This is a genomic window from Lactobacillus johnsonii ATCC 33200 (assembly GCF_000159355.1).
GTDB classification, from domain to species: domain Bacteria; phylum Bacillota; class Bacilli; order Lactobacillales; family Lactobacillaceae; genus Lactobacillus; species Lactobacillus johnsonii.
This window is the reverse complement of the sequence record NZ_GG670120.1, coordinates 943,606-954,298: the sequence shown is the minus strand read 5'-3', so window position 1 is coordinate 954,298 and position 10,693 is coordinate 943,606. Positions and strand designations below refer to the sequence as shown.

Annotated in this window: 10 protein-coding genes, 4 pseudogenes and 1 other annotated feature; of the genes and pseudogenes, 13 read left to right on the top strand and 1 reads right to left on the bottom strand. The window is 33.5% G+C overall.

Annotated features, from left to right (window positions below; genetic code table 11):
• The 8 genes and pseudogenes from HMPREF0528_RS09480 to HMPREF0528_RS04600 form a co-directional block, all read left to right on the top strand.
• Positions 1-188: pseudogene (locus tag HMPREF0528_RS09480) on the top strand (ABC transporter ATP-binding protein/permease); the annotation flags it as partial.
• Positions 181-1,950: an ABC transporter ATP-binding protein gene (locus HMPREF0528_RS04630; protein WP_004895463.1), complete on the top strand. Its 1,770-nt coding sequence runs from the start codon at positions 181-183 to the stop codon at positions 1,948-1,950. The pseudogene HMPREF0528_RS09480 and the gene HMPREF0528_RS04630, both read left to right, overlap by 8 nt.
• Before the next feature lie 53 nt (positions 1,951-2,003).
• Positions 2,004-2,825 (top strand): transporter substrate-binding domain-containing protein, encoded by an 822-nt coding sequence (locus HMPREF0528_RS04625; protein ID WP_004895462.1) that lies wholly within the window; start codon positions 2,004-2,006, stop codon positions 2,823-2,825.
• Between the two features lie 56 nt (positions 2,826-2,881).
• Positions 2,882-3,130: a binding site (T-box leader), on the top strand.
• 137 nt (positions 3,131-3,267) lie between these two features.
• Positions 3,268-4,005 carry an amino acid ABC transporter ATP-binding protein gene (locus HMPREF0528_RS04620; protein WP_034525156.1) on the top strand — a complete coding sequence of 246 codons (738 nt, stop codon included), beginning with the start codon at positions 3,268-3,270 and terminating at the stop codon, positions 4,003-4,005.
• Positions 4,006-4,019: 14 nt separating this feature from the next.
• A complete protein-coding gene (locus tag HMPREF0528_RS04615) occupies positions 4,020-4,844 on the top strand; it encodes a transporter substrate-binding domain-containing protein (protein WP_004896904.1) in 825 nt (274 codons plus the stop codon).
• Complete coding sequence (locus HMPREF0528_RS04610; protein WP_004895459.1) at positions 4,841-5,479, top strand: amino acid ABC transporter permease; 639 nt, start codon at positions 4,841-4,843, stop codon at positions 5,477-5,479. Before HMPREF0528_RS04615 ends, HMPREF0528_RS04610 begins: the two co-directional genes overlap by 4 nt.
• A gap of 13 nt (positions 5,480-5,492) precedes the next feature.
• Positions 5,493-6,143: an amino acid ABC transporter permease gene (locus tag HMPREF0528_RS04605; RefSeq protein ID WP_004895458.1), complete on the top strand. Its 651-nt coding sequence runs from the start codon at positions 5,493-5,495 to the stop codon at positions 6,141-6,143.
• Between the two features lie 183 nt (positions 6,144-6,326).
• Complete coding sequence (locus HMPREF0528_RS04600) at positions 6,327-6,716, top strand: hypothetical protein (protein ID WP_004895457.1); 390 nt, start codon at positions 6,327-6,329, stop codon at positions 6,714-6,716.
• A 59-nt stretch (positions 6,717-6,775) separates the two neighbouring features.
• Here HMPREF0528_RS04600 and HMPREF0528_RS04595 read toward each other — a convergent pair.
• Positions 6,776-7,009 (bottom strand): annotated as a pseudogene (locus HMPREF0528_RS04595) (alpha,alpha-phosphotrehalase); the annotation flags it as partial.
• On the opposite strand from HMPREF0528_RS04595, the pseudogene HMPREF0528_RS04590 reads away from it, so the two are divergent.
• The 5 genes and pseudogenes from HMPREF0528_RS04590 to HMPREF0528_RS04570 all read left to right on the top strand — a co-directional run.
• Positions 7,001-7,714: pseudogene (locus HMPREF0528_RS04590) on the top strand (PTS sugar transporter subunit IIC); the annotation flags it as partial. The pseudogenes HMPREF0528_RS04595 and HMPREF0528_RS04590 overlap by 9 nt on opposite strands.
• Before the next feature lie 135 nt (positions 7,715-7,849).
• Positions 7,850-8,405 (top strand): annotated as a pseudogene (locus HMPREF0528_RS04585) (phenolic acid decarboxylase).
• Between the two features lie 64 nt (positions 8,406-8,469).
• Positions 8,470-9,003 (top strand): PadR family transcriptional regulator, encoded by a 534-nt coding sequence (locus tag HMPREF0528_RS04580; protein ID WP_004895453.1) that lies wholly within the window; start codon positions 8,470-8,472, stop codon positions 9,001-9,003.
• A 100-nt stretch (positions 9,004-9,103) separates the two neighbouring features.
• A complete protein-coding gene (locus tag HMPREF0528_RS04575; protein WP_004895452.1) occupies positions 9,104-9,898 on the top strand; it encodes a DUF4097 family beta strand repeat-containing protein in 795 nt (264 codons plus the stop codon).
• A 149-nt stretch (positions 9,899-10,047) separates the two neighbouring features.
• Positions 10,048-10,263: a hypothetical protein gene (locus HMPREF0528_RS04570; protein WP_151376067.1), complete on the top strand. Its 216-nt coding sequence runs from the start codon at positions 10,048-10,050 to the stop codon at positions 10,261-10,263.
• Positions 10,264-10,693: the final 430 nt, after the last annotated feature.

Genomic DNA, 10,693 nt, shown 5'->3' with positions numbered 1-10,693 from the left:
ATACAACAACAGTAATTATTGCTGAAAAGATAGTATCAGTGATGAATGCAGACAAGATTTTAGTTTTAGATGATGGAAAATTGGTTGCCGAAGGAACTCATGAAGAATTACTGGAGACTTCCCCAATTTATCAAGATATTTATCGAACACAAAAAGCTAAAGAAAAGAGAGGTGAAATTGATGAGTAATACTAAAAAAGCATTAAAATACTTTGCCAAGTATTTAAAGAATTATTGGAAAGGCGTTACAATTGTTATCGTCTTATCTTTGATTTCGACTTTGAGTCAAGTGCTTGGTCCTCTTTTCCTAGGAAATGCTGTTCAAGAATTGGCTAAGGCGGTTAATAAAGTAGCTAGCCGCACTCATGATCTAAGTAGCTTTTATCAGGCTTTAGGATCAATGCTCGGTGTATATGCAGCTGGAATTATCGCCTCCTTTATTGCATGGATGGTAATGTCAAAATTCACTGCAAATGCTACTAACGATATGAGAGAAAACTTATTTGCTAAGTTTCAAAGAATGTTAATTCGCTACTTTGATACTCATCAAGATGGAAAACTATTATCTCTATTTAATTCAGACTTAGATAATATTTTTACTGCCTTGAATAATGCAATTTTTGAAATTATTTCTCAAGGTGCATTATTAATCGGGACTATCATTATGATGTTTATCGTAAATCCAACTATGGCCTTATTTACGGTAGCAACAACGCCATTAATTTTGATTATTAGTGTAGTTATTATGAAGAAGGCGAGAGTTCATTTAGATAAGCAACAAGATAAAATTAGTGATCTTAATGGTTATGTAAATGAACAGATCAATGGTGAAAAAGTAATTATTACTAATGGCTTGCAAGAAGAATCTGTTCAAAACTTTAAAAAATACAATAACGATGTTCGTAGCGCTATGTTCAAAGGTCAATTTTATTCTGGGATGCTCTTCCCCTTACTACAAGGAATTTCTTTACTAAATTTAGCCATTGTAATTGGTGGTGGCGCATGGCTCATTGTTAGTGGCCAAGTCAGTCAAGCAATTGGTTTGGGATTAATTGTTGCCTTTGTTGAATATTCACAAACATATTTCCAACCCCTAACACAACTCACATCTATTTATTCAATGACACAACTTGCTTTAACTGGTGCTAGAAGATTGGCAACAGTTGAAGAACAAGATGAAGAAAATACCATACCTGATGGAAAAGTTCTTAAAGGAATCAAAAAGGGCGTTAAATTAGAAAACGTTCATTTTGGCTATAACGCTGATAAAGAGATCTTGCACGGCGTTTCAATTGATGTCGATAAAGGCAAGTCAGTTGCTGTTGTTGGACCAACAGGTTCAGGAAAAACTACGATCATGAACCTAATTAATCGTTTCTATGATGTAAATAGTGGAAAAGTAACTTTTGATGGCGTTGATGTTCGTGATATTACACTTGAATCTTTAAGAAATAATGTTGGTATTGTTTTACAAGATTCTGTTCTCTTTACTGGAAGTGTTGAGGATAATATTAAATACGGTAAGCCAGATGCGAGCCGAGATGAAGTAATTGCGGCCGCAAAAGAAGCTAATATTCACGACTTTATTATGACCTTACCAGATGGGTATGATACTCAAGTTTCTGAAGAAAATTCTGTCTTTTCTACTGGTCAAAAGCAATTAATTTCAATTGCTCGAACAATCTTAACGGACCCAGAATTTTTAATTTTGGATGAGGCTACTTCTAATGTCGACACTGTTACTGAGGCTAAGATTCAAAAAGCTATGGATGCGGTTATTGCGGGCAGAACCAGTTTTGTTATTGCTCACCGTTTGAAGACTATCTTAAATTCAGATAAAATAGTAGTGTTGAAAGATGGAAATGTCATTGAAGAAGGAAATCACGATGAATTAATTAAGCAGCATGGTTTTTACTATGGCTTGTATACTAATCAAATGGCATTTGAATAATAAATTAGAGGGACACTTTCCCTCTAATTTTGGTTAGGGGGAAAGTTTAAAAAGTGAAGAGAAAGCTACGATTCTTTTCTTTATTTATTGTCTTATTTAGCGTTTTTTTACTTTCGGCATGCCAAAAAAATACTCGTAACGTCTATCAAGAAGTGAAAAAAAGTAATGAAATTACTTGGGGCGTTAAGGCCGATACCCGTTTATTTGGTTTGATGAGCATTAAAACCGGGAAAATTGAAGGTTTTGAAGTTGATTTAGCAAATGCTTTAACTAAAGAAATACTAGGGAAAAATGCCAAGGCAAACTTTGTACAAACAACTGCAAAAACAAAAATTCCACTTTTAAAAAATGGAAATATTGATGCAGTTTTAGCGGCAATGACGATTACGCCGGAACGAAAAAAACAAATTGATTTTAGTGACCCATATTTTTATGCTGGACAATCTTTATTAGTTAAAGATGATTCGACAATCAAGAGCATTAAAGATATGAATGGTAAAACTGCATTAGCTGTAAAAGGTACAACAGCAGTTGCCAATGTTAAAAAATTTGCACCTAAGGCTAAAGTATTAGAATTTGATGATTATGGTCAAGCATTTACTGCGCTTAAAGCCGGTCAAGGTCAAGCCATGACTACTGATAATGGTTTGCTTGCCGGAATTGCAACAGAAAACAAGGGCTATAAACTTGTAGGGGGTACCTATACCAATGAGCCTTATGGAATTGCTGTCAATAAAGGGCAGACACAAATGAGAAATGCAATTAATCGTGCACTAGTAAAATTAAAAAAAGATGGGACGTATGATGCCTTGGTAAAGAAGTGGTTTAGCGGTATTCCGGGCTTTAATATTAAAGAGGCCGAAGGTGAAAAATAAAATTTTTACTTGCCTTTTTTGAAAAAATATTATTAAATGTAATCAACATTTAAATTTAAAAAGCGATGAAAAGAAAAGTAGGTAATCTATTTCTTTTAGTGAGTTAACGGTAGTGGAAAAGTTAGCAGACCCTGGATTATTGAAAGACACTTTTATAATGCTGCTGGCCGAAATTTTTTAAGAGAGTAAGTTTAGCCGTAAGCGGTACGTTATCTAGCCGCTGGAGCATGGTTGTGCTCTAGTCAAGTTGGTCTTTAATTAGACAATTTAGGTGGTACCGCGGAAAAAAGCCTTTCGTCCTGAGTAAATTAGGAGCGAAGGGCTTTTTTTCTTTACTCCAATCAGGAATAAAGGGGTATGCAACAGATATAACTACAGAAGTTAATTTTAAGAAGTTTTAGAGTAGAATGGAAAAGTGAGTAAAAAAGAGAGGGGAAGCACAATGGCTGCAATTATTGATTTTAAGCATGTAAATAAATACTATGGTAAGTTCCATGCTTTAAAGGATATTAATTTGAGTATTGAAGAGGGTCAAGTTGTTTCAATTATCGGCCCGTCTGGTTCTGGTAAGAGTACTTTGATTCGTACAATGAATGGATTAGAGCGAATTAATTCTGGTACTTTAATGGTTACTGGCTATGATTTGGCAGATAAGCATACGGATTTAAATAAAATTCGTAAGAATGTGGGAATGGTTTTCCAACATTTTAACTTATACGACAACCACACTGTGCTTGAAAATATAACTTTAGCTCCTAAGATTGTTTTGCATAGACCAGATAAGGAAAATAATGATATTGCCATGGATCTTCTAAAAAAAGTTGGTCTTGAAGAAAAGGCAAATATGTATCCAAGACAATTGTCTGGTGGACAAAAGCAACGTGTTGCAATTGCTCGTTCATTAGCCATGAAACCAAAGGCTATTTTATTTGATGAACCAACAAGTGCTCTTGACCCAGAAATGATTCAAGATGTGTTAGATGTTATGAAATACGTAGCAGATCAAGGAATTACAATGGTTGTTGTAACCCACGAAATGGGATTTGCTCGTGAAGTTGGGGACAGATTAATTTTCTTTGATCAAGGTAGAATTTTAGAAGATGCAAAACCAGAAGAATTCTTTGAACATCCTAAGACTGAACGTGCACGTCAATTTTTAAGTAAGGTTATTACTGAATAAAATAGGTGGCTAAAATGAAAAAATCAACTAAGATTTTTATTTTGCCTCTGGTACTAGCTTTATTAGTTACTTTGACCGGCTGTGCCAAGAAGCAGAAATCAAGTAACGTTTATGATCAGGTTAAAGAGAGTAAGACAATTACTTGGGGAGTTAAGGCTGATACTCGTTTATTTGGTTTAATGAGTATTAAAACTGGAAAGATCGAAGGTTTTGAAGTTGATTTAGCAAAGGCCTTAACTAAGCAAATGTTGGGCAAAGACGCAAAAGCTGAATTTGTACAAACAACTCCCAAAACAAGAATACCGTTATTAAAAAATGGAAATATTGATGCAATTTTAGCAACAATGACTATTACGCCTGATCGAAAAAAACAAGTAACTTTTAGTGAACCATATTTTACCGCTGGTCAATCACTGCTTGTAAAAGATGATTCCTCAATCAAAAATGTTAGAGACTTGAATGGTAAGACTGCTCTAGCTGTTAAAGGAACAACAGCAGTTGATAATGTTAAGAAGTTTGCACCTAAAGCAAAAGTTTTGGAATATGATGATTATGGTCAAGCATTTACTGCATTAAAAGCTGGTCAAGGACAAGCTATGACTACCGATAATGGTTTACTTGCCGGAATTGCTAGTGAAAATAAGGGTTATAAATTAGTAGGGGGAACTTACACAAGTGAACCTTACGGTATTGCGGTAGAAAAAGGTCAAACTGATTTTGCTGATCACATTAATAAGGCACTAAATGAATTAAAGAAAAATGGAACGTATCATCGTCTGTTAGTTAAATGGTTTGACGGTATTCCAGGATTTAATATTAAGGAGGTTGAAAATTCGTGATAGGAGTTTTAACAAATCATTGGTCTGAATTCTTATCAGGCTTTTGGAACACAATTTTATGTAGTGTAATTGCCCTATTCTTTAGTTTGATCCTTGGAGTAGGCTTTGCTTTGTTAGTAGTTGCACCAAATAAGTTTGGTAGAGCAGTAGCCCATGTCTACATTGAAATTTTCCGTAACATTCCTTTGTTAGTTATTACAATGATCTTTTATCTGATTGTACCTCAAATTTGGTTTAAGGTATCAGGTTTTGCCGCAGGTACGATTGGATTAACATTATATACTTCAGCATTTATTGCAGAAACAGTTAGAGCGGGAATTAACTCAGTTGGTGATGGCCAAATGGAAGGTGCCCGCTCAAATGGGATGACTTATACGCAAGCTATGCGGTATGTTATCTTGCCACAAGCTTTAAAGATTGTCATTCCGCCATTAGGTAACCAGTTCATTAACTTAATTAAGAACTCATCTGTTTTAGCCTTTGTAGCAGGTTTTGATTTGATGTATCAAGCAGACGTAATTGCATTCTCATCATTTGAAACAATCAATACTTATGTTGTTGTAGGATTATTTTACTTAGTACTAACCCTCCCATTAAGTTACTACATGCGTCACTTAGAAAAGAAATTAGCCTAGGAAGGAGAAAAAGATGGAAAACTTTATTCATGCATATTCTTGGATTAACATTCGCTTTCTCTTACAAGGTTTGTGGGTGACCATATATGTATCTTTAATCTCAATTGCTTTAAGTTTTGTATTAGGACTAGTATTTGGTTTTATCCGTTACGTAAAAATTAAATATCTTTCAGCAATTGTTGGATTTGTAATTGATATTATTAGAAACTTACCGCTATTGTTAATTATCTTCTTTACGTATTTTGGATTACCAGAATTAGGGATTATTACCAATCCAACGATTGCTTCTATTATTGCCTTGGTAGTATTTGAAGGTGCAATGCTAGCTGAAATTGTGAGAAGTGGGATCGCTGCTGTTGATCCAGGCCAAATGGAAGGTGCTCGATCAAACGGTATGACATATATGCAGGCAATGTATCATGTAATTATTCCGCAAGCCCTCAATAAGATGATTCCGTCTCTTTTATCACAATTTGTTTCATTAGTTAAGGATACCTCTTTAGCAACAATTATTGTTTTGCCGGAATTATTATTCCATGCACAAATTATTTATAGTCAAAATACTACTTACTTAATTCCAATGTATGTAATTATTGCAGTGATGTACTTTATTGTTTGTTTCTCACTTTCAATGGTTGCTAAGCATTTACAAAGTAAGTATTAAAAAATAAACCACATGAAAAAATTCATGTGGTTTTTATTATGCCTTTTAGTAGAGATAATTGACTGTATATCCAAATTGGTAAAAAATGAACTGTTTTGGTACTTTTCGTATTTTTGTTTTAAAGAAAGGAATAAAATACAGGTATAAATATATAAGAATAGATAAAATGTGAGGAAATTAATTATGAAAAATTGGGGTTTAACAGCCATGTACATTGTCGTAATGTTACTAGGCTTCTTTGAATTGTATCGGACCTTCAGATTTTATAAGTGGGATAAAAAGGCAAAACAACTTGCTACTGCACCTTATGTAATATACTTTGGAACCTTCATTAGTGCAGTATTAATTATCATACCAGTCATGTTCCTGTTAGGGGATACGAATCCTTATATTCCACACTTTTTATATGTTATTCTAGGAATTATTTTAATTATAGTATCACTTTTAATGTACTGGCGTGGACATCAAATGGCTAAAAAGTTGGGTAAGGATGATAGTAATTTAGCTGTTTGGCAAATTTATTTAATTAGTACAGTAATTCTATTTAGTAGATTTGTAAATTTCTTTAAGTAAATTATTTAGTAAAAAGAGCCATTACACATGAAAATCTATGTATAGTTGCTCTTTATTTACTATATTTTAATTGCTAAAGCTTCATATGGCTTCAATTCAAGCATTGAAGGAAGATTAGCAATCGCTTCATCATAATTTTGAATTGAAATTTCACCGTCACGATTTATATATTCCGTAGGAATTTCAATCTTTGTTTTTTTGCCATAGAAGTTAGCAAAGACTAATAATTTTTCATCCGAGTTATCTAAGTAGCGTTCATATGCCATAACCTGGGGATGATCCATCAAAAGTGGCTACCATCATATTTACAAATGATTTTTATTCCATTAATTACTGTTTTAGTTGTATCAGCTTTAACTTTGATGATAACTGGTCCAATTATTCAAGGTGTTGCTAACGGTATTGCTGTCTTCATTAACTGGTTAGTTCATGCATCTGGCTGGGTTGGTGGATTCATTATTGGTGGTTTCTACCAAGTGTTGGTTATCTTTGGCCTTCACTGGGGTGTTGTGCCACTTGTTGCTCAACAAATTGCCGGAACTGGTGAAAGTGCATTAAACGCAATTATTTGTTCATCAATGATTGCTCAAGGTGCTGCTGTATTAGCTGTTGCTATTAAGTCTAAGAAAGAAGACCTAAAGGAATTAGGTTTTGCTTCAACAATTTCTGCAATGTGCGGTGTAACAGAACCAGCCGTTTATGGTATTAGTTTAAGATATAAGAAAGTATTTATTTCTGGATGTATTGGTTCTGCCTTTGGTGGATTGGTTACCGGCTTAATGCACGGAACAATGTATGGCTTTACTGGTGGTTTGATTGGATTCTCATCATTCTTCAATCCAAAACATCCAACTGATTTATCTAGTTTCTACACCTTCTTAATTGCTAGTACTGTAACTATTGTAGTTTCATTTATTGTAACTTGGGTATGGGGCTACAATGACAAGATGGTACAAGGTGCTAAGGTAGCAAAGAAGAAGAGACCAGGTAGTAAGTAACATAAAGTAGAGAATTATTGAAAAATAGTTCTCTATTTTTTTTATTTACATTTTGTGTCGATATAGTCATATAATAAATGTGTCGATAAAAGCATAAAACATAAAAGGATGATGAAAATGACTAATTTAAATAAAATGAATAAAAAATTTAAGACCTTAGATGATTTTGTAGGCACTCACTTTATTTATACTTATGACAAGGGAATATGAATGGTACTGCAAAAATGATCATACTGTTGATTATCGTATTCATGGTGGAATGGTAAAAGGACGTTGGGTTAAAGATCAAGAAGCACATATTAATCTTTTAACTGATGGAATTTACAAAATTGCGTGGACTGAACCAACTGGTACTGATGTTGCCCTAGATTTTGTTCCTAATGAACATAAATTAAATGGAACTATCTTCTTTCCTAAGTGGATACAAGATCATCCCGAGATTACTGTTTGCTATCAAAATGACCACATCGATTTAATGCACGAATCTCGAGAAAAATATGAAACTTATCCTAAGCTGGTTGTCCCAGAATTTGCGAAGATTACTTATATTGGAGAAGCTGGAGTAAATAATGATGAAGTAATTGCTGAAGCTCCTTATGAAGGGATGACTGATGATATCAGAAATGGTAATTACTATGACGAGCATTACCAAATTATTCAAAAAGAAGGTCATAACTATCTTGAAAAGTAATGAGGTAATAATAACTTTTTTGTTAGAATAAAACTATTAGCTATAGAATAGAAAAGAAGATTAGATGCCAAAAAAGCGAATTTTACCTTATATTATTCTAGGAATTTTAGATCAGAATCCTGGTTCAACAGGAAAATTTATTACTAACCAATTTAAAAATGAAATTGGGGAATTTTGGAAAGCTTCTCATAGTCAGATTTATCCTGAACTAAAGAAAATGGTCGAAGATGATTGGATTAAACAAACTAGTGATAGTAATAATGAAAAAGAAAAGTATTATCATTTAACTAATCTGGGAAAAGAAAAATTAAATTCATGGATTGATATTCCTATTAACGCTCTTCCAGTAGTCGAAGACTTGTTTTCCTTAAAATTATTCTTTATTCAGGATCCGAATGATCCAAGAATTTCGACTTTAGTTAATAAGCAACTTAATCTATTAGAAAAGCAACTTGATCATTTAAATGATAGAGAAAAAATACTATTTGATACTCAAGAAAAAAGAAATAAAAATTATGGCTATTATTTGATCTTAGAACGTGCAATTAGTAGACTTGATAACCAAATTAAGTGGCTAAAAACGATAAAACAGCGTTGATAATTCAGCGCTGTTTTTTTGAATTCAATAGTTGAAAATATTAAATTGTATTAATATAATTAATAATAATTTAATTGTGTCGTAGATTGGGGGAAAGGCTATGATCTTTAAAAAGCTTTTTTCTAAAGAAAATAAAAAAGATGAGATTGTTAGGGTAAAGATAAGCGACGAAGAATTCAACGAATTGAAAATAAAACTAAGTAGCGGGGATGTAACAGTTGAACAAGGAGAACGTTTTGCAGTTAACTTTATAGGTAAACGGCACTACTTACCTATTGTTCAATTGGAAAATGGAAAGTTACAGCTTAAGCAGAGAATTAATTTAATTGATAATGGTGAAGCGCATCTTAAAGTCCTTGTACCAGCAGATGTAACTTTAGATCGGCTTGATGTTCAAACTAATAGTGGTGATATTGAAATCGTTGATACCAAAGCAGAGAAAGCATATCTTAAATCGACTGAGGGAAGAGTTAGAGTAAGACGTGTTGCAATTGCTGAATCTCTTCTTGAATCAACAGATGGTAATGTAACCGTGAGAAATAGTGATTTAGCTGATGGGAAGCTGGCTACATATGACGGAGAAATTAAAGTATCTGGGTCTACCTTATCTCAAATTTCATTGAATGTTACCGATGGAGACATGAATTTAACTGACGTAACTATTGATGGTGGAAGTGCAAACTTAAAGGCTGGTAATTTCACCTTAGATCATGCTGTCTTTAAGAGCGATTACGATATTAATAATATTGAAGGAAATAATACTGTCTGGAGTGCCAATTTGAAGTATGCCCGTGTAAGAACAGCTAATGGACTAAATAATATTTCACTTGATCCGCAACCATCTGGAGTGATCTTAACAATGACAACAGTAGATGGAGATAATGTGGTGGAATAAGAAGTATTAATTTGGTACAAAATTGCAAAATTAATACAAAAAAAGAGCTATATTCGTTATATCCCAAATCGTATAAATGATTTGGGATATTATTATATGTAAAGAAATAAAGGAGAAGAAAAAAGATAAAAAGAATTACAGATATACAATTGAAAGAAATTCGTGGTGGAGGAAACCGAAAAAATGTGGGTACGTGCGCTAGACTAATTGGAGGTGGTGCGGCTTGGGGTGCAGTCAAAGGTGCTGGTAAGGGTGTCACTATGGGTGTTCCTATAGGATCTGTCGGAGGAGCCGTTTTAGGTGCTAATATGGGAGCAATTAGTGGTGCTTTCGCTTGTGCAGGTATGGTTATAGGAAAGAGATGAATCAAAATGAAAAATTTAAATATGAATGAGCTAAAAAATGTAAAAGGTGGAACAAATTGGGGTCAGATAGGTAGAGCGTGTGCTGGAGGGGCAATCTAGGGCCTTTACTTTGGAAATCCCTTACTAGGATGTACCAATGGAACTGCCGGTTCCCTAATAACACAAAATCTAAAATCTTTAAAATTCCCTCCCAAAAAGGTAACTATGAACAAATGAATGATAAACTAAAAGATATACTGTTAAATAGTCTATCATTCTTTCTTTTTCAAGTAGTGGTTTTGCTTGCTTTTAAGTGGAATAATAAGCAAAACGTTAATATTGATTATTCTACTCTTGCAACTCTTGCTATAAGGTAATAGTTTTTGGAATTTTAATGAATCTTTTTTGGTAAAAGAGATTCTAGAAAAAAATAATAGTTCTTACAAATCGT

Excerpts from the sequence above, each read along its gene's own strand:
- HMPREF0528_RS04630 (WP_004895463.1), top strand. The coding sequence starts at position 181 with ATGAGTAATACTAAAAAAGCATTAAAATACTTTGCCAAGTATTTAAAG.
- HMPREF0528_RS04600 (WP_004895457.1), top strand. The coding sequence starts at position 6,327 with ATGAAAAATTGGGGTTTAACAGCCATGTACATTGTCGTAATGTTACTA.
- HMPREF0528_RS04620 (WP_034525156.1), top strand. The coding sequence starts at position 3,268 with ATGGCTGCAATTATTGATTTTAAGCATGTAAATAAATACTATGGTAAG.
- HMPREF0528_RS04605 (WP_004895458.1), top strand. The coding sequence starts at position 5,493 with ATGGAAAACTTTATTCATGCATATTCTTGGATTAACATTCGCTTTCTC.
- HMPREF0528_RS04615 (WP_004896904.1), top strand. The coding sequence starts at position 4,020 with ATGAAAAAATCAACTAAGATTTTTATTTTGCCTCTGGTACTAGCTTTA.
- HMPREF0528_RS04575 (WP_004895452.1), top strand. The coding sequence starts at position 9,104 with ATGATCTTTAAAAAGCTTTTTTCTAAAGAAAATAAAAAAGATGAGATT.
- HMPREF0528_RS04580 (WP_004895453.1), top strand. The coding sequence starts at position 8,470 with ATGCCAAAAAAGCGAATTTTACCTTATATTATTCTAGGAATTTTAGAT.